Source organism: Anabaena sp. FACHB-595, assembly GCF_048568275.1.
Taxonomy (GTDB): domain Bacteria; phylum Cyanobacteriota; class Cyanobacteriia; order Cyanobacteriales; family Nostocaceae; genus Trichormus.
This window is the reverse complement of record NZ_CP183473.1, coordinates 3,492,401-3,512,123: the sequence shown is the minus strand read 5'-3', so window position 1 is coordinate 3,512,123 and position 19,723 is coordinate 3,492,401. Positions and strand designations below refer to the sequence as shown.

The 19,723-nt window shown below is 42.1% G+C and carries 11 protein-coding genes; 5 read left to right on the top strand and 6 right to left on the bottom strand.

Annotated features, from left to right (window positions below):
• Positions 1-390: 390 nt before the first annotated feature.
• From ACN222_RS14370 to ACN222_RS14355, 4 genes are all read right to left on the bottom strand, one after another.
• Complete coding sequence (locus tag ACN222_RS14370) at positions 391-1,260, bottom strand: nitrate ABC transporter ATP-binding protein (RefSeq protein WP_010997031.1); 870 nt, start codon at positions 1,258-1,260, stop codon at positions 391-393.
• 122 nt (positions 1,261-1,382) lie between these two features.
• Positions 1,383-3,386, bottom strand: coding sequence for a nitrate ABC transporter ATP-binding protein (locus ACN222_RS14365; protein WP_010997030.1), 2,004 nt, complete (start codon positions 3,384-3,386; stop codon positions 1,383-1,385).
• Between the two features lie 73 nt (positions 3,387-3,459).
• On the bottom strand, positions 3,460-4,299 hold the full coding sequence (ntrB, locus tag ACN222_RS14360; RefSeq protein ID WP_010997029.1) for a nitrate ABC transporter permease: 840 nt from the start codon (positions 4,297-4,299) through the stop codon (positions 3,460-3,462).
• A 90-nt stretch (positions 4,300-4,389) separates the two neighbouring features.
• Positions 4,390-5,766 carry a CmpA/NrtA family ABC transporter substrate-binding protein gene (locus tag ACN222_RS14355; protein WP_010997028.1) on the bottom strand — a complete coding sequence of 459 codons (1,377 nt, stop codon included), beginning with the start codon at positions 5,764-5,766 and terminating at the stop codon, positions 4,390-4,392.
• Positions 5,767-6,345: 579 nt separating this feature from the next.
• Between ACN222_RS14355 and ACN222_RS14350 the strand changes: the two genes are divergently transcribed.
• The 3 genes from ACN222_RS14350 (at position 6,346) to ACN222_RS14340 (ending at position 14,944) form a co-directional block, all read left to right on the top strand.
• Positions 6,346-7,803, top strand: a complete 1,458-nt coding sequence (locus tag ACN222_RS14350) for a protein adenylyltransferase SelO (RefSeq protein ID WP_010997027.1) — start codon at positions 6,346-6,348, stop codon at positions 7,801-7,803.
• 698 nt (positions 7,804-8,501) lie between these two features.
• The gene (locus ACN222_RS14345; protein WP_010997026.1) at positions 8,502-13,955 is read left to right on the top strand and encodes a PAS domain S-box protein; all 5,454 of its coding nucleotides are present in this window, start codon (positions 8,502-8,504) and stop codon (positions 13,953-13,955) included.
• Entirely contained in the window at positions 13,952-14,944 is a 993-nt protein-coding gene (locus tag ACN222_RS14340) for a response regulator (RefSeq protein ID WP_010997025.1), read from the top strand. The genes ACN222_RS14345 and ACN222_RS14340 overlap by 4 nt, the downstream gene beginning before the upstream one ends.
• Positions 14,945-14,988: 44 nt before the next feature.
• Here the strand turns inward: ACN222_RS14340 and ACN222_RS14335 are convergent, their stop codons facing one another.
• Positions 14,989-15,993, bottom strand: coding sequence for a glycerate kinase (locus tag ACN222_RS14335; RefSeq protein ID WP_044521526.1), 1,005 nt, complete (start codon positions 15,991-15,993; stop codon positions 14,989-14,991).
• Positions 15,994-16,019: 26 nt separating this feature from the next.
• Entirely contained in the window at positions 16,020-16,352 is a 333-nt protein-coding gene (locus tag ACN222_RS14330) for a DUF565 domain-containing protein (protein WP_010997023.1), read from the bottom strand.
• A gap of 478 nt (positions 16,353-16,830) precedes the next feature.
• Here ACN222_RS14330 and ACN222_RS14325 point away from each other — a divergent pair, with 478 nt between their 5' ends.
• Entirely contained in the window at positions 16,831-17,442 is a 612-nt protein-coding gene (locus ACN222_RS14325; RefSeq protein WP_010997022.1) for a hypothetical protein, read from the top strand.
• A 310-nt stretch (positions 17,443-17,752) separates the two neighbouring features.
• Positions 17,753-19,678 carry an ArnT family glycosyltransferase gene (locus ACN222_RS14320; protein WP_010997021.1) on the top strand — a complete coding sequence of 642 codons (1,926 nt, stop codon included), beginning with the start codon at positions 17,753-17,755 and terminating at the stop codon, positions 19,676-19,678.
• Positions 19,679-19,723: the final 45 nt, after the last annotated feature.

Genomic DNA, 19,723 nt, shown 5'->3' with positions numbered 1-19,723 from the left:
TCTCACTATTGACTTTTGTACTATATAGGTTCCGTTATATAAGCTACCAATAACTGTATTTTTGTTAGCAATTTGTACTGTTTGAAGTCAGCTAGTTTAGCTTTAGTTGGCTATTGGTGTGTTAATTCTAACGTAATGATATGGTCATAGATGATTTAGAATATAGCAAGGTCGTTTCCTAAAAAACATCTATATTTATCATAGTTAAAAAATATAATAATTGTTGCATACCAAAGATCCCCGAATTCTCAAAGGAGTCGGGGATCTAGTATCTCACAAATTATTGATGATTGCTATTTAAAAAAAAGGTAGAAGATAAGTGGTAAAACCGGGTGATTTTACCTTTTATCTTTTACCTAAGTGCTAACAGTCATCATCTGGGGAACGTTGTTATCCCACATCATCATGGGCAAATCTATTAAAGAGAAAATCTAGGGCATAGTTACGCAGTTTATAGTATTCTGGATCTTCCATGATACGGGCGCGATCGCGTGGGCGAGAAAATGGAATTTCCAACACTTCACCGATTTTGGCGTGGGGGCCGTTGGTCATCATTACCAATTTGTCGGCTAAAAATAGCGCCTCATCGATGTCGTGAGTAATCATCAATACTGTGCAGCGATTATCACCCCAGATTTTCAACAATTCTTCTTGTAATTCTTCTTTGGTAATGGCATCTAGCGCCCCAAAAGGTTCGTCTAAAATCAGGACTTTGGGACGAATTGCCAAAGCACGGGCAATAGATACCCGTTGTCTCATACCACCGGACATTTGCATGGGTTTTTTCTCCATCGCGTCAGCCAGTCCCACCATTGCCAAATGTTCCCGGACAATAGCCCTTTTCTCCGGTTCTGGCTTGTTGGGGTAAACGGCGTTCACCGCTAGGTAGATATTCTCAAATGCAGTCCGCCAAGGAAGGAGGGCATAATTTTGAAACACCACCATTCTATCGGGGCCTGGTTGGGTGATGGGTTGACCTTCTAGTAATACTTGCCCGGAGCTAGGAAAGTTAAAACCAGACACCATATTTAGTAGTGTGGATTTACCACAGCCAGAGTGACCGATAACGCAGAGAAATTCACCCTGTTCTACATTTAAGTTAACGCCATCAAGGACGGTGAAGGGGCCTTTCTTGGTGGGATAGACTTTGCTAACGTCTTTAATTTCTAGGAAAGGTCTGTTGTAATTAGTCGCATCGGCTGACTGTCTTTCCTGTATGCTTCTGGTGGTTTCGGTAACGCTTAAACTGCGGTTTTGCATGGTGGTGAAGGGGGTATGATTTGGGGGGGTTTGTAGGGTGTGTTAAGGACGTTAGTCCTAACGCACCGATAATCTTGGATGGTGCGTTAGCCTGCGATAGGAGTATTTTGAATTTTGAATTGTTAAGCTACTCTTCTGCTTGGTGAGTCGAGGATGACTTCCGCAATGGAGAAATCACGCTTAATATGCAAGCTGTTGAGATAGGCTATGGGGTCGTCGGCGTTAAAGGGTGTGCCATCAAATAATTCGATGGGTTGGCGAGTATAGCTGATGTCCAGACCTAATTCTCTAGCGGCGGTACTGAAGACGCGCACACGGCAAACCCGTTCTACAACTTCTACCCAATTTCTGGGGAAAGGCGTATCACCCCAGCGCGCCAACTGACTCATAATCCAGATTTGTTCGGTACGGCTGGGGCGGTTGATGGCTGACTCGGCAAAAAATTGGTGGTGGGCGTAGTCCCGTAATGGGTGGTCTATATCACAGACAAGGCTATTCGGGTCTTCCAGTTGAATGTAATCTAAATCTGTGCTGACGTAATCTCTACCCGCTACTATTCTTCTGACTTCTTCGACATTTTCTGGTCGAGAACAATATTCGCAGGCTTCCAGCAAAGCTTTAGTCAAGGCGATGTGGGTGTTGGGATATCTTTCTGCCCAATCTTCCCGCACACCGAGGACTTTACCAGGGTGTCCTAACCACACTTCCAAATCGGTAGCAATGGTAAAGCCGACATTTTCCACGGCGGCGCGGTAGTTCCAAGGTTCACCCACGCAATAACCATCAATACTTTTGTTTTGCAAGTCGGCTACCATCTGGGCTGGTGGGATGGTTCTCATGTCCACATCTAAATCCGGGTCAATTCCACCAGCCGCTAACCAGTAACGTAGCAATAAATTGTGCATCGATGCGGGATGGACTACCCCCATGATGTGGCGTTGGTCACGGGTACGCAACAGGTAATTTTTAAAATCCGATAAGCTGCGGACACCTTCATCATAAAAGCGTTTTGCCAAGGTGATGGCGTTACCGTTGCGGGTCATGGTGAGGGCGGTAACCACTGGTAGGGGTTGGTTATCATGTCCACCCAAGGTTAACCACATAGGCATCCCGGAAGGCATTTGGGCTGCGTCTATGTAACCGCCTTTCATGCCATCAACGATACCCCGCCAGCTAGTTTCCCGCACTAAGTTAACTTCATCTAAACCATGCTTGGTAAAGAAACCTTTTTCTTTGGCTACAGCTAAAGGGGCGCAAGCTGTCAAGGGTAAGAAACCTATTTCCAAGTTAACTTTTTCTAACCCATGACGAGCCACATCTGCGGTTTTCCGGGCGCGAATTTTCTTCACCCGCTTCTGCTGGTTCAGGAAGTAAATCATTTCACTCCGCAAACTGTAGTAGCTTGGGTGTTCTACTACTTCCATGCGTTTGCGGGGTCTGGGAATATCAACTTCCAGGATGTCACCAATTTTGGATTCGGGGCCGTTGGTCAACATGACAATTCTGTCAGACAACAGCACGGCTTCATCTACGTCGTGAGTCACCATTACCGCAGTGACTTCATTTTCTTCGCAGATTTGCATTAACTGTTCCTGCAAATTACCCCTGGTGAGGGCATCCAACGCCCCAAAGGGTTCATCCAATAGTAATAGTTTAGGACGAATTGCCAAGGCGCGGGCGATCGCTACCCGTTGTTTTTGTCCCCCAGACAACATCCCCGGTTGTTTATCTGCGTGGGGACGCAAACCCACCATATCTATATATTTTTCGATAATTGATTTGCGTTCAGCTTCCGGCATCCCCTTCATCACTGAGTTTACAGCCAGGGCAATATTTTCTCTCACCGTCCGCCAAGGCAACAAAGAATAGTTTTGGAAAACCACCATCCGGTCTGGCCCCGGTCTACTCACTCTCTGTCCTTCCAGAGTGACTATACCTTCACTCGGCAAATCCAAACCAGCAATCATATTCAATAAAGTGGACTTACCGCAACCGGAGTGACCAATTAAAGAAACAAACTCACCTTTTCTAATCTGGAGGTCAATTCCTTTAAGGGCGATATATTTCCCACCACCAGTTAATTCAAATACCTTATCAATTTGGTCAACTGCAACAAATACGCTCATTTCCTTTGTTCCCCATGACTTTGTTAGTTGCTCATTAGTCATTAGTAAAAAACTAAGGGCTAATGACTAATGACTACTTCTGTTCTGTTGGTAAAATCAAGTTTTGAATCCAAACCATCAGCTTGTCTAGTAACAAACCCACTGCACCAATGTAAACAAGTGCCAAGATAATTTCGCTGATGTAGTTATTTTGGTAAGCATCCCAGATAAAAAAGCCAATACCTACAATACCTGACATCACAATTTCTGCGGCGATAATCGCCAACCAAGCTAAACCAATTGCAATTCTCAAACCTGTAAAAATGTAGGGTAAGGCAGCAGGAATGAGGATATTCAAGAAATACTCTTTTTTTGAAAGTTGCAGAACTTTGGCGACGTTATTATAGTCTTGAGGAATTTCTTTGACACCAACCGCAGTGTTGATAAGAATCGGCCAAATTGCAGTGATAAAAATTACGAATAGGGCGGCAGGTTCGTTTTGACGTAGGGCTGCTAAGGAAATAGGCACCCAAGCTAAAGGCGGTACAGTTCGTAATAACTGAAATAGAGGATCTAAAGCTTTAGACATGGTTTTATTAACACCAATGACAATGCCTAAAGCAATACCAACCACGGCAGCAAAAAAGTAACCAATAGCTACCCGTTGTAGACTAGCAAAAATCTGCCAAAATAATCCTTTATCAATACCGCCTCTATCATAGAAAGGATACAAAATCAACATCCAAGTATCCTGTACAACCTTGATTGGTCCTGGTAATGTTGCCCCAGGAGTCCAAGAAAATAATTGCCACAAAGCTAGAAAGATAGCAATGGCGATCGCTGGCGGTACAATGTTGGGAAATTGCTTTTGTAGTTGAGACAAAAAGCCGTGGTCAAATTTAGGATTAGCGGTTCTTCTTTGAGCTACGGTCATGACTTTAATGTTCCTCAGATGACGAATAACGCGTGGAAAAATGTTGCAAGAGTGTAGCGATTTTCTTGACTGATGACTGATGACTAACTGCTAAACGCTCACTTTCTTAATTTGCAAACTCTTCAGATATGCTTGAGGATTTTCGGGGTCGAATTTTACACCATCAAAAAATTCTTCTATACCACGAGATGTGCTAGTGGGAATGTCAGCAGCCGCAATACCGGCTTCTTTCGCTGCTTCTTTCCAAATATCTTCGCGGTTAACTTTATCAATTAATGCTCTCGCTTTAGCAGCATTATTATCAATGTAATCCTTGGGTAAGAATCCCCAACGTACACTTTCGGTAATGAACCACAAATCATGGCTCTTATAAGGATAAGAAACGCTGCCTTTCTCATCTTTCCAATACAAGGCTGCCATTGATCTATCATCAATTTGGCGACCTTCACCCATGTCATATTTACCCATATATGGGTCGATTAAAACATCAACTGGCACGTTGAAGTAAGCCCGTGCTGCGACAATTTCTGCCAGTTCTTTGCGGTTATCAAAGTTATCACACCATTGTTGAGCTTCCATCAGACCTTTTAACAGTGCTTTCGTCGCTTTGGGATGTTGGTCAACCCAGTCAGATCTCATAGCGAGATATTCTTCGGGGTGATTCTTCCAAATTTCTGCTGTTAATGCAGCCATGAAACCGACTTTGTCTTTAACGATGCGGAAAGGCCAGGGGTCTCCAGTGCTGAACGCATCCATTGTTCCTGTCTTCATGTTGGCGACAGTCTGCGCTGATGGAACTGTGAGCAGTTTCACGTCTGCATCAGGGTCAATACCACCAGCTGCTAACCAGTAACGAATCCAGAAATCTTGATTAACTGCGGGGAAGGTTTGAGCAGCTGTGAAGGGTGTGGGGGAGGCTTTGAGTTTGGAAAATAAAGACTTAGCACTAGCTAACCTTAGGCCTATACCACTACCTTGATGTTTGTTGGCGATCGCAATTCCATTCCCATGTGTAATTAATTGACATAATACATACATGGGGATCTTTTGATTACCTTTGGTAATTAAACCTTCGGTAATTAAATGTGGCATAGGCATTTGCCATTGACCACCATCAATTCCACCACCAGCAGAACCAATTTCTACGTTATCTCTAGCAGAACCCCAAGAAGCTTGTTTAGAAAGCTCTACATTCGTCAATCCATACTTAGCAAAGAAACCTTTTTCCTTAGCAATAATTAAAGGAGCAGATTCTACAATGGGAATGTATCCTAACTTCACTGTAGTGACTTCCGGTGCTTGCTCTGCGCTAACATTAGCAGCAGGTTGCGCCGTTGGTGCAGATTGTGTTCCTCCAGTAGTTTCCGGTGGATTTCCCAAGCAACCTTTGAGGAACACAGCACTTGCCGAAGCTCCTGCGGTAAATATAAATTTACGGCGAGAAAATTGATTAAAAAACTCTGTCATATATAGCCTCTTAAATCGAATTTAAATTTTTGTAAACATGACAATTCATGCAGGCAAAATAGATGTTTCGTGCAATATACGAAAACCTTTTTCACCATACTAAGTAAGTCGATCCCCCCTATTTCTGTGCAGAAATAGATTGGATCACTACTGAGTAAATAAAAATAGCTGCATTAGTTGGCTTTACTTGAGCGTTCCTTGCGGTCGCTCGCTGTATTGAAATTTAGTGTACAGGTTTTATTCTCAAAGTGGTTAACTCTGAACAGGTAATTATTAAATAAATATTAGATTGGTTATATAAGTAAAAATTGATCTTCGCAGACAAAAGTAAGCATATTGATTCAATGTATCGATGTTTATCAATGATGAGCATTCATTAAGAAGAGGATTGACTCAATTGATCCATATATTGATGTAATTTTCCAATAGAAACCTGGGGATTTATCAATGCAAATTATCATCTAAAACTATAGATATAGTTTTTATACTTACTGAATTTGTAAATTAAACTTGGCGATTCACAAGAACTTGCTGAGGACGATAGTATTGAGGGAAGAATCAATTAAGCCCGGCTTATCAATGACTTTAGCGGAAACTTTCAATACCGAAAATCATGGCAATCCTCTGATTACCCTGAACTACGAACCAGCCTTAGAATCTTTGGGTAACGACTACTATGATGAGGTGACAGCAGCCGAATTTCCCCAACTTACCCTACGCTGGCGGAATGACGCGATATTACCCAGGCTGGGACTAAACCCGCAAATAGTGACAGATGAAGATTTCATCACAGCTTTTGGTCTATTCCAAGGACGCAAGCCATTGTTAGCACTGCGTTACCACGGCTATCAATTCGGTGAGTATAACCCCAACTTGGGCGATGGTAGAGGCTTTTTGTATGGACAAGTTCGCGGTACTGATGGCGAACTGTATGACTTTGGCACCAAAGGTTCTGGAAGAACACCCTATTCTCGTGGTGGTGACGGAATGCTGACACTCAAAGGTGGTGTGAGAGAGGTTTTAGCCGCCGAAGCATTACACCAATTAGGAGTTAGAACCTCTCGCTGTCTCACCATGATAGAAACGGGTTTAGGTTTATGGCGTGGTGATGAACCTTCACCTACCCGTTCATCCGTGATGGTAAGAATGAACAAGTCTCATATCCGTTTTGGAACTTTTGAGCGTCTGCACTATTTTCAACGCTCAGATTTAATTAAAAAACTGTTAGATCATGTAATTGAGCATTATTACCGACACTTAGCCCATGAATCAGATAAGTATGCTTTATTCTATGCGGAACTAGTGAAACGGGTAGCAGAATTAGTCGCTCAATGGATGGCCGCAGGCTTTTGTCATGCAGTTCTCAACACTGACAATATGTCAATTACTGGGGAAAGCTTTGACTACGGGCCTTATGCGTTTATTCCTACTTATAATCCCTACTTCACGGCTGCGTATTTTGATTATTACGGACGCTATTGTTACATCCAACAACCAAGTATTTGTCAGTGGAACCTGGAAATGCTGCAAGTCCCATTAAGAGCAGTTATTGATAAAGCTGATATGGAAGCAGGATTAGCCAAATTTAGTGAGTATTGCCATGCAGAATATAACTCTTTGATGTTGAAAAAATTAGGCTTTGAGGAGTTAAAGACCCCAGAAGCGGAAGAACTTTTAAGCCTCACCCTCAAGTTCTTACAAGAAAGTCAAGTTGGCTATCACCAGTTTTTCTATGAGATGGCGCGTACATTTTCAATTAAATGGAGAGATGAGCCAGGACTAGTATTAAGTGGTTCAGATATTGTTCCTCCATCAGGTACAGATGCAAATTTTGATAATTGGTGTGTGCTTTACCATAAAATTCTGAATAATTTCGACTATGAACAAGTGAAGATAATTGCTCAGAATCTAACTCACTATAATCCAAAAACTTCATTATTAAGACCCACAATCGAAGAAGCTTGGGAACCGATTGTTCAAGAAGATAATTGGCAACCTTTTTATGATTTAGTTAAGAGCATTCAATCAAGAGGCTAGTAACGTAAACAGAAGGTTATTAAGGCGGGATATCCTACGGGGAGGCTTACGCCGACCCAGGGACGCAAGCTAGAGAAATCAAATTTCATACAAAGTAAACATTTTTGTGGGCAATGAGTTATTATTTATGTTGTGATCTATTAGTGGATATTTCATGATTTTACCCTCCTTTCATAGGCAGCTAAATCTAACTCTATCTACGACCTTCATTCACGGGCTTTTTAGCAAATGTTTTAACCATGAGGTAATAAATATGTTCTATTTCCTCATGAAAACCATTAACAATAGAGAATTTTCATGGGAATTATCTAACTAATATATATGTCTTATTTTTACCAAAACCAATAGTTATATTTAACAGCAGATAACAGGTTAATAGCCACACATTTAAATTATTTTATTGATGGTTTAAGTTCATAACTTTGATACCCATTAGATATATAAATATTAAAGTTAAATTAATTTTTGTTGTGAAAGAACCAAATATAAATTAATATCGCTTGCACGGCTTTTATAAAGAATTTACCATAAAGATTCTTCAATAAAAACTATCTAACTCAGGTGAGGATTTCCTACCTCATTTTTCCTAGAAATAATTTAGGTGAATGTCCTGTTGTTATTAGTATTTTTATTGACATACAAATGAAGACTAGTGTTAAGTAGTGTGACCCATATTAAATGTGCTGGAGGTGAAATAAGTGAATAGGCAGCACAAACATCACCGATGTAATTCAGTGAATTTGTTAAGCAAACAAAATTTGCTGCCGTTTTTGCTTGGTATTGTGATTTTATTGGTTGTGGTGATGCTGTGGCTGAGACTACAAGCCGAAGAAGAAATCAAAATTCAACAGTTGATTAAACAGCAAGCGATCGCCACCCAAACTGAATTAGTAACACAACTTAATACTCGCATTCTGGCATTAAAACGCATAGGTAAACACTGGGAAATGCACGGTAACATTCCCCAGGCGCAATGGGAACTGGAAGCAAAAGCATATCTTGAAGATTATGGAGGTTATCAAGCCATCAAGCTAGTTGACCCATCATGGCAAGTGCTGCGGGCTGTTTCTGTAGCAAACAACAAAGCAGCCGAGAATTTAGAGATGATACCAAAATTCCCACAATGGACGGGAGCGACGAGCCATGAAACTACGGTAACTCGTACAGTTAACCTCAACCAAGGCGATCGGGTATTCTTCGCTTGTGTACCTCTATGGATGGGAGATAAATTTGGTGGTGCCGTCTTAGGAGTTTTTCAAGTTAAACAGTTGTTTGAGTCAGTTTTACACATAGCACCAGGTTACAAAATTAGAGTATTTGATGGTCAAGAGTTGATCTATGACCAAGATAGACAGTCGTCAACCCTGCCATTATGGCAACAGGCAGTGAACATCGACTTTTATGGGATGACTTGGCAATTGCAGATTTACCCAACTCCAGAGCTATTAAAAGATTTATTTTCACCTCTGCCAACAGTTGTATTAGTAGCCGGAATTTTCAATGCTGGGGCAGTTACCCTACTCATTTATTTTGCTCAAGCCACCAAACTCAGTAACCATAAGATTGGCAGAATCAACCAAGAACTAGCTGACAGAATTGAAAAACAAACACAGGTAGAAATTGCCTTGCGTGCCAGTGAAACCCGTTTGCGAGAGTTAGTAGAAACAGTCAGAGTTATACCTTGGGAATTTGACTTAAAAACTCAGCATTTCACCTATGTTGGGCCGCAAGTAGAAACTTTATTGGCATACCCCGTTGCTCAATGGTACGAAGAAAATTTCTGGGACAATCATCTACATACCCTTGACCGGGATTGGGCAGTGAGATTTTGCCAGGAGGCGGCCAACAAAGGGCAGAACCACGAGTTGGAATACCGAATGCTAGCGGCTGATGGCAGAGTTGTCTGGCTACGAGACGTTGTGAATGTAGTGCAAGTTGATGGAACTCCCGTAATGCTGCGGGGGTTCATGTTTGATATTACCGACCTCAAGCGAGTTGAAGAAACTTTGAGATTACGGGAACGAGCATTAGCTGCCAGCAGTAATGGCATTGTTATTAGCGATGCTAAACTTCCCCATTATCCAGTCATATATGTTAACTCTGCCTTTGAGCAGATCACAGGTTATAAAGCGACAGAAGTTGTCGGACGCAACTGTCGTTTTTTGCTAGGTAACGACACTCAACAATCAGCAATCGAAGAATTGAGGTCAGCACTCAAAGCAGGCAAAAATTGTAAGGTGATTCTGCGTAACTATCGCAAAGATGGCAGTTTATTTTGGAATCAGTTGAGTGTCTCTCCCATTTATAACGACAATGGCCAGTTAAGTCACTTTATTGGCATTCAAACTGATATTAGCGATCGCCAGCAAGCAGAAGCCTCTTTACGTCGGCAAGCCCTCACCTTTGAAAATATTTACGATGGTGTGATTATCACCAACTTACAAGGGCAAATTCTGGACTGGAATCCCGCCGCAGAAAGGATGTTTGGTTATAGCAAAAATCATATTTGTGGACAAAGTATTAGTACTCTGCACAAGGTAGACGAGGATGCAGCCCTAAATAGCGCCATTATTGCAGAAATCACCAAGCAAGGACGTTGGTCAGGAGAAATTAACTTTGTTCGCCAGGATGGCAGTCAAGGAATTTGTGAAACAACCATAGTTGCCCTACAGGATGACCAGGGACAAAGTATGGCAACAATTAGCGTCAATCGTGACATTACTGAACGCAAGCACGCTGAATTATTGCTCAGGCGTAGCGAAGAACGTTTTCAAGCATTCATGAATCATAGCCCCACACCTGCTTGGATTACGGATATAGATGGCACGATTGTTTATGTGAGCGAAACTTATCGGCGTACTTTTCAATTACCAACACAAGAACTTATCGGTAAAAATATTGTTGACATTTATCCACCCGAATTGACTCAAACTTTCCGAGAAACTATCCAAATAGTTGCTCGTACCCGTCAAGTTATGGAAACTGTAGAGTCTGCACCCTGTAGTGATGGCACAGGACGAGATTTTTTGGTTTATAAATTTCCCATATCTAGTAAACCTGACGAGTGTTTAATTGGCTGTATTGCTATTGATATTACTGAACGCAAACAAGCCGAAGCAGCCCTGAGAAAAAGTGAAGAACGTTGGCAATTAGTCATTGAAGGTAATCAAGACGCTATTTGGGATTGGAATATCATCACCAATGAAACTTTTCGTTCTGCGCGGTGGGCAGAACTGATCAAAGAACAAAACTATCAACCCATAGCTGATCACGCAGATTGCGTTAGCCGCATTCATCCCGATGATTATGAGCGGGTTATGGCAGTTAAGCAAGATTGTCTCAGTCGGAAAATTCCTAATTATGTAGTGGAGTATCGTTTGCGTTGTAACGATGACAGCTATAGGTGGGTATTAGTTCATGCCACTGGTCAATGGGATGAGCAGGGTAATCCGGTGCGGATGGTTGGTTCTATCAAAGACATTACTGAACGCATAGAAGCTCAAGAAGCCTTACAAAGACAATTACACAGAACCTTATTACTAGAAAAAATTACCCAAAAAATTCGCCAGAGTCTCGATAGTAAAGAAATTTTTGAAACAGCTGCCACCCAAATTGGACAGGCTTTAGCAGTCGATCGCTGCCTCATACATTCTTACATTAGTCATCATGACCCACATATTCCCTTAGTCGCTGAATATAACAACGTTCTCGATTACTGCTCAATGCAGAAATGGGAATTTACTACCACGGGGAATCAGCACATTTTAAAAATGATGTCCCAGGATAAGGCGATCGCCTCTGCCAATGTCTACACCGATCCTTTACTACAAACAGCAGTACCTAGCTGCTGTGAAATTGGGGTCAAGTCCATGCTAGCCGTCCGTACTTCCTATCAAGGGGAACCAAGCGGAGCTATTTGTTTACACCAGTGTGGGTATTTTCGCCAGTGGACTAACGAAGAAATTGAATTACTAGAAGCCGTGGCGGCTCAATTGGGTATAGCCTTAGCCCAAGCTCAGTTATTAGAGCAGGAAACCCGCCAACGGGAAGAACTCACTATCAAGAATTTTGCCTTAGAACAAGCAAAAAGGGCAGCAGAAGCCGCCAATCGGGCAAAAAGCGAATTTTTGGCCATGATGAGCCACGAAATCCGCACTCCCATGAATGCTGTGATCGGGATGACAGGATTACTCTTAGATACGGAATTAACTTCCCAACAACGAGACTTTGTGGAAACAGTTCTCACGAGTGGCGATGCTTTGTTGAGTATTATTAATGACATCCTAGATTTCTCCAAAATTGAATCTGGTAAGTTAGAACTGGAAGAACAACCTTTTGAGGTGAGGACTTGTGTAGAACAAGTCATCGACCTCTTAGCCGCTAAAGCTGCCCAAAAAGATATTGAACTCGCTTACCTGATTCATCCTCAGGTACCCATGCAAATCGCTGGAGATTTAACTCGCCTGCGGCAGATTTTGACGAATCTCCTCAACAATGCGATCAAATTTACCCCAGAAGGAGAAGTTGTAGTCTCTGTGCGTAGCCAGCCATCACCCAACCAAAAAAACAAGAACTGCTGCGAAATTATCTTTACCATCAAAGATACAGGTATTGGTATTGCCCCGGAAACAATGGATTTGTTATTTCAACCATTTGTCCAGGCTGATGCTTCGATGACAAGAAAATATGGCGGTACAGGACTAGGACTCGTTATCAGTAAAAGATTGGGTGAGATGATGGGCGGCTATCTTTGGGTAGAAAGTCGGGGGTGCGTTGGTGGCAACCCTCCCCCTGGATGGCAAACTAAAAACTCAATCTCATCCGCTTCTGTGGCTACAGGTTCCACCTTTTATTTTTCTATGACTGTGCCTGTGGTGGCTCATGCAGATTTAGAGACTCCCATCACTTCCCCAGTCCAACTAAGTGGTAAACGGTTGCTAATTGTCGATGATAATCCGACAAATCGCCAGATTTTGAGATTACAAGCCGAACCTTGGCAGATGGAAACTTACACAGCTCCATCTGGTGCTGAAGCTTTAGCTCTGATAGACCAGGGAATGGCCTTTGATATTGCCATTTTGGATGTGCAGATGCCGGAAATGGACGGTCTGACACTGGCAAGGCAAATTCGTCAGCGTCCTAGTTATCAACACCTACCCTTGGTGATTTTAACTTCTTGGGGTCAACCAGATACTGACTTGAGTGATATCGAATTTGCAGCTTGTTTGAATAAACCAATTAAACAATCTCAACTTTATGATGTCTTAGCTTCTACTTTGGGCAATCAACCTATCCGTGCTAGCGTTGTTCCTGATCGTTCCACTGAAATCAATTCATGCCTGGCACAGCAGATACCTCTACGCATTTTGCTAGCAGAAGATATAGTGGTGAATCAGAAAGTGGCTCTGCTGATCCTGAAAAAAATGGGTTATCGAGCAGATGTAGTGGCTAATGGACTAGAAGTGCTGGAAGCTTTACAGCGTCAGTTCTATGATGTAGTGCTGATGGATGTGAATATGCCAGAAATGGACGGGTTGAAAGCCAGCCAAATCATTTGTCAAACTTGGAGTCCTAGTTCTCGTCCATATATTATCGCTATGACAGCTAATGCCATGCGGGGCGATCGCGAAGCTTGCTTGGCGGCGGGAATGGATCACTACATTAGCAAGCCTTTACAACTTGAGGAGTTAGCCAAGGCACTGGGCAAATGTCACCCCTCAGGTAGTGCTATAGAGAAAGCACTGGAAAAAACCAGTAGCCAAAATCAGACTTTTACAGACATTAGTGATTTAAAATTTGCCACAATAGATACAAAAATTTTACAAGCATTACGGGATATGTTAGGAGGAGATAAAGTAGCATTTGCTGAATTAATCAACTGTTACCTCACCGAATCCCCAAAATTGATTCAAAATATAGATGTAGCTATTAATACGAAAGATACTCAGGGAATATGGAAGACAGCGCACAAATTTAAATCTAGTAGTGGCTCAGTTGGGGCGGTTTTTTTAGCACAACTTTGTAAATTACTAGAAACGAAGGGGCGCAATAACAATCTAGAGGGTTGTGTAGAACTTGGCTCACAGTTACGTCAAGAGTATGAACTAGTCCAAACGGCTTTGCACAGAGAAGTGAACAAGGAGACATCATGAAAAATACAGTTCCAGAGAGCCAATGCCTCATTCTCATTGTCGATGATGAACCATTCATCCGAGCGCAGTTACGGCTCTCTCTACAATGCGAAGGCTACCGCACAGCCGAGGCTGAGGATGGTAGACAGGCTTTGGCTATTTTTCAAGAACTGCAACCTGATATCGTACTGCTGGATGCAATCATGCCTGACCTAGACGGCTTTGAGTGTTGCACTCGTTTGCAGTTATTAGAAGACGGTAAATACACACCAGTCTTAATGATTACTGGACTAGAGGATCAAGAATCAGTTGATCGGGCATTTGAGGTGGGAGCAATTGATTATGTTACCAAACCCATTCACTGGCCAGTTTTGCGTCAACGGGTCAAACGTTTAATTCAGCAATTCCATCTCCAACAAAAGCTAGAAGCGGCTAACAGAGAATTGCAAAGGTTGGTGACGATTGATGAGTTAACTCAAGTAGCCAACCGCCGCAGATTTGAGGAATATTGCGCTCAAGAGTGGCAACGCATGGCGCGGGATCAACTACCGTTATCTCTGATTTTGTGTGATGTCGATTTTTTTAAAGCTTACAACGATACTTATGGTCATCGGGCGGGCGATCGCTGTTTACAATTGGTGGCAAAAGCGATCGAAAGCTGCGTTAATCGGCCTGCTGATGTAGTCGCTCGTTATGGTGGCGAAGAATTTGCTGTGATCCTACCCAGAACATATCCTGATGGAGCTATTCATTTAGCTAACGCTATCTGCACTGCTGTCAGAGAATTGCAAATTACCCATCTCACTTCTCAAGCTAATACTTGTGTCACTATAAGTGCTGGGGTAGCTACAGAAATTCCCGTACCCAACTCTGATTTTCAAGAAATTATTAATGCAGCCGATCGCGCATTATATCAAGCCAAAATGACCGGACGTGATGGCTGTCAACAATATATTAAACAATCATCCTCTCCTGTTTATTTTTTAAATGCTCACCATCGACTAGCTTAAGCAAGAAGTTAGAAGCTAAGGTAGATATTTCCTTCAATAACCGATTACCAATTCGGTTGATAAACTTGACCAAATGTATGATCAGGGTGAATCTCAACTACTAAATCGACTAGAGCAGCACATTGAGATAAGGGTTGAATAAATAATTCAGGATGTAGCGATCGCCAGAAATAATTTACAAATTCTTCTATTTGTGTATTTGACATTCCTGTTTTACCAGCAGCAATCATTTTTTGTTCGGCTTGTTTGCGCCATTCCAGAGAGCAACGGTAATCAGTGGGATACAACAAAATTAAACTGTCTAATTTCTCCCATAGTGGTAAATAATGATTTAGCCGAAGATTCATATCACGAGCAAAGGCTTTATCTTCATCGGTGAGAATCGGCGATGGGGGGAAATTAAAGAGGCTGGGATCAATTGGGCGGACACCAACAAACCATCCCTCAAAAATTAAAATATCAACTCCTGTAATGACATCTGGCTTAGTGCGATCGCCTGCACCAGCATGAGCAGATTTATCAAAGCGGGGAACAATTACAGGGCTTTTTCCTTGACGGATTTGTTCTAAAACATTCAAACCTAAATCAATATCATGGGTTCCTGGTGGGCCACGCCAAATTAAACGAGGGTCTTGTTGGAGTAAAACTAGGCGATCGCTATAAGTTTTATATAAGTCATCTAACGACAAACTCAAGGTACGATATCCCAAATGCTGGAGAATGAGCTGAATCACCAGGGACATGGTAGTTTTACCCGTTCCTTGACTACCTAAAATTCCTTGAATAAAGGGGCGTTTTAACTGTTGATGTTGTGCGGCTATTTTCATCCCCAGTGGTAGCCATAAGTCCCACAAAACCGGGAACATTTGTTCTGGTGGTATTTTCAGATTATTTTGACAGAACTGATTAAAAGCTGGCAGCACCCCTTGTAAAAGCTGCGATCGCTCTTGGATCATTTCCTCTACATTTGCCGCCGTGATCCCAAAAGCTTTAGCCCTTAATTCATCTGCTAAAGCTGCTGCCTCCGCTTCTTTCTGCCCAACTTGCATCACGTCGCCCAACTCCTCATTCCTAACTATGATCCCAGCTTAAAGGCTTCAATAAACAGGCTATAGATAAAACCGACTTTGAGAAGATTGAGTGATTCTACTAAGAGCGATCGCCTAGCGAAAAAGCCTTGCATATAAAATATTCTGCTGGTAACCTCTGTCAGGAATACTAAAAATGCCGCGATCACAATATCTAGTTCTGACCTTTGACCTGCCGTGGTAGAAATTGCTGTACCTAGAAAAATGCCGAACAGAAAGCTAATCAATAGTAGCGACAACCGCCGCCAAGGATTTAAAAACCATTGCCCCAACTGCCGAGCAATGGTATCGAACAAGTTGTTAAGACGAGTGTTTTGCATCGGTGAGGTTTTTGGGAAATGATGGGCAGTCAGGAAGGCTTCATCAAATTAGTTTAAAGCAAGGGGTTCTGATTAATTCACTGGGGTAATGTTACGAAATGTAAACATTTTTTTTGCCCAAGACCTAGTTTTGGGGGAGAATAGCTTGTGCCTCAAACTACTTACTTCCCAAAAATTATTATTGTCTTTATCGGTATAAATATATAATTAATGTATTTTATAATATGGATATTCCGGCTAAAATTATACGTCATTCCCAGCATAATTAAGCTTTTAAACCCTTTCTCCGTTAAAAAATCAGGTAATTATTCATGCTTCCAGTTTTTGGGAAAACTGATACTTATGCTACATTCTTGAGCAAAATTCTACAGAATTACACACCCAGGAAGTAAGCAATTTTATTTGATTATCTCTAGGGAGAATAGGCTACTATTTGGTCAAGCCTACAAAAATAATTATTTCTAAAATCAATATCAATATGAAATCTTCAGTGTATCGTAACGCTGTGGTAACAGCTTGCGCCTTGGGTCTACTGGGGTTACTGGTAGGTTGCTGGGGAATGACAGTATCAATTGAAGCTACAAATCCAGATATACCTTCAAGTATGTCTACCGATATTCAGGAGATAAAAAACAACCCGGTTTTACCGGGTAATTCTACTGAAGTTGTAAATAAAACAAATTCACCCACGAATTTAATTACGCAAAAGAGTAAGCCAACAAATTCCGTTTTGGCTGCACGCCAATCATTACCCAGTGACACCAAGTATCTGGGTAAATTACGCATGAGTAATCAAACAGATCAACCTGTGCGATTGGCTTTATTAGCTCGCCAGTCAAGTAATAAAGGCTCAATTACCAAAGAAAGTGGTGTTCCTGCTCATTGGGATTTTGATCCCCAAGAAGGTAGTGAAAGAGGGTTAATACTCTCTCTACCAAATGGAAGCATGAAACTGGAAAAAGGCGATATTTTAGTAGCCTTTGCTCAAGATGGTTCCCGACGCTACTGGGGCCCTTATGTTGTCGGAGAAACGCCTCAACCCAGTTGGAATCCCCAAAGCCAAGAATGGGTTTTAGTTCTTAGTCAATAGTTATGAATCAATTCAAAATTCAAAATTCAAAATTCAAAATTTAGGAATACTCAAGAACAAAACAGAGCCACTGAACGACTTATGATCAATGCAAGATATAAAAAGTTAATAGTTTAACGCCGTGTGCAACTTTCTCTCAAACCTAACCCCCAACCCCTTCCCTGCAAGGGAAGGGGAGCAAGATTCAAAGCCTCTCTCCGCTTCGGGGAGAGGTTTGGAGAGGGGTTTCAAAAATAAGTTGCACATCGCGTTAGTTTACAGCCAAAAAGCGACTATTAACTATTGACCATTGACTAATGACTATTGACTGATGAGGTTAAAATTGAGCGTTCTTGGCGCTGTCGAGCGGTGCTTCAATAATCTAGTAAAGCGTCCAGCCCTTGCTGTGACTGCCTCAATTCTATGGTTGATTCTAATTGGTTGGATAGGCTATGGATGGAACTTAGGCAGTGTTGGCTTGGTTGACGAAACAGAGCCATTATTTGCTGAAGCTTCACGGCAAATGTTAGTTACGGGTGATTGGATCACGCCGTTTTTCAATGGTCAAACTCGTTTTGACAAACCTGCTTTAGTTTATTGGTGTCAAGCGATCGCCTATGCGGTGTTTGGTGTGAATGAGTGGGCGGTGCGTCTTCCCTCCGCGTTAGCAGCAATGGGAGCAGTATCCTTAGCTTTTTATACCGTCCATTGGTCTCTAACGAAAAAAGATGAGTTAGAACAAGTGACATTGCCAGCTCGCCGCTACTTAACAGCTGGTGTAGCCGCAGGTGTCATGGCACTTAATGCCCAAATGATTGTCTGGGGAAGAACTGGTGTCTCAGATATGCTCTTGACTGGGTGTATCGCCTCAGCTTTGTTATGCTTTTTTCTCGGATACGCACAAATGGGGACGGGAGATGAGGTGGTTCCCGTCGTTCGCGCAGCGTCTCCGACAGGAGAAGGAGATGGGGGACTGCCGAACCCAAAAGGCAGGAGAAATAAGCGATCGCTATTGCCTAACAAGTGGTATTTGGCTTGTTATGTGCTAACTGCTGGGGCAATTTTGACTAAAGGCCCGGTGGGTATTGTTTTACCGGGGATCACTGTCTTGGCATTTTTGCTATATGTGGGGCAGTTGCGGACAGTGCTGCGGGAAATGCGGGTCATTTTAGGGGCAGTTATTATCTTAGGTTTATCTGTTCCCTGGTATGCCTTGGTGATTTGGCGTAATGGTGAGAGTTATATCAACTCTTTTTTTGGATATCACAATGTGGAGCGTTTTACGGAAGTAGTTAATGGTCACTCGGCTCCTTGGTATTTTTACTTTGTGATAGTCACACTATTTTTCGCTCCATATTCGGTCTACTTACCTTTAGCAATTTTCAGAGTGAAGTTATGGCAGCGATCGCACTGGCAAAATCAAGAACGTTCTCAGCAATTGGGTTTATTTGCCTGTATTTGGTTTCTGAGCGTCTTTAGTTTCTTTACAATCGCTGTGACCAAACTACCAAGCTACGTCTTACCTTTAATGCCGGCGGCCGCTATTTTAGTAGCATTGTTGTGGGGTGATTTCTTCCCCAGTGGTGAACAAACAAACAAGATAGAGATTACTTATCCGTCTTCTCTTTTACTAGCCAGTGGCTGGGTAAATGTCATATTTTTAACCATAGTGGCGGTAGCCTCATTTCACATATACCATCTGTTGGGTAATGATGATGCAGCCCCCAACTTCCGCCAAAATTTACAGGATTCTGGGTTGCCGGCGATCGGCGGCTGGCTTTGGCTTGTGGGGGCAATTTTTGTTGCTGCTTTAATATTACGTCGCTATTGGCATTCTATTATCGGCGTTAATCTGCTGGGATTCGTGGCTTTTTTGCTACTTGTCACCATGCCAGCTTTGTTTTTGATGGATCAAGAGCGTCAACTACCATTAAGAGACTTATCTGCTGTTGTAGCTCAAGTCCAACAACCAAAAGAAGAAATAATCATGGTTGGTTTCAAAAAGCCAAGTGTAGTTTTTTATAGTCACAAACAGATAAATTTTGTCCGGACAACAGAAGAAGGTGTGGAATATATCCGTAATTTAGCTAATCAAGCAGTCAAACCATCTTCCCTGTTACTTGTGACTGACAAAAAAAACTTTTTCAAAATGGACTTGCCTCCAGATAATTACGAAAATTTAGAAATTCAAGGTGCTTACCAATTGACTCGGATTAATTTCAGGAAGATGAAAACTGAAAAAGTTAAAATCTCTTAATTGGTAATCATTTAGAGTTTCATATCCCTGACTTTTTGGAAAAGT